At 64.1% G+C, this 694-nt stretch carries 1 protein-coding gene; it reads left to right on the forward strand.

Annotated features, from left to right (window positions below):
* On the forward strand, positions 1-694 hold a 694-nt coding region (gene tnpC / locus ACP7DD_RS26585), incomplete at both ends, for an IS66 family transposase (protein ID WP_426178409.1).

Raw genomic sequence — 694 nt, forward strand, 5'->3', positions numbered from 1 at the left:
AGGGGCCGCGCATCGTCGTGTTCGACTATCAAACCGGCCGTGCCGGCGCGCATGCGCGCGCCTTCCTGTCGGGCTGGCAAGGCCAGCTGATGGTTGACGATTACGCGGGCTACAAAGCCATGTTCGCTGCCGGCATCACCGAGCTGGCGTGCATGGCCCACGTACGCCGCAAGTTCTTCGACCTGCATGCTGCCAATGGTAGTCCGATTGCCGCAGAGGCCCTGCGCCGTATCGGCCAGTTGTACGCCGTCGAGCAGCAAGGGCGCGAAGTGGCGCCGACAGAACGCTTCCAATTGCGCCAGGACCAGGCCAAGCCACTAATGGCCGATTGGCACGCATGGCTGCTTGCCGCACACAAGACCGTGGCCGTCGGCAGCGGCACCGCCAGGGCGATCGACTATGCCCTCAAGCGCTGGCCGGCGCTGCTGCGCTACGTCGACTCAGGCACGCTGCCGATCGATAACAATCCGGTCGAAAACACCATCCGTCCTATCGCCGTCGGGAAAAAGAACTGGCTGTTCGCTGGCTCTGAACGGGCCGGGCGGCGCGCCGCCGCGATCCAGACCCTGCTCGCCACCGCCAAGCTCAACGGACTCGAGCCATTACGCTGGCTCAGCGATACACTCGAAAAGCTGCCCACCTGCCCGAACAGCAAGATCGACTCCTTGCTACCGTTTGCACAGTCTACCCAGTC

The organism is Massilia sp. TWR1-2-2 (assembly GCF_049897565.1).
In the GTDB taxonomy this organism is placed as follows: domain Bacteria; phylum Pseudomonadota; class Gammaproteobacteria; order Burkholderiales; family Burkholderiaceae_D; genus JAFCUW01.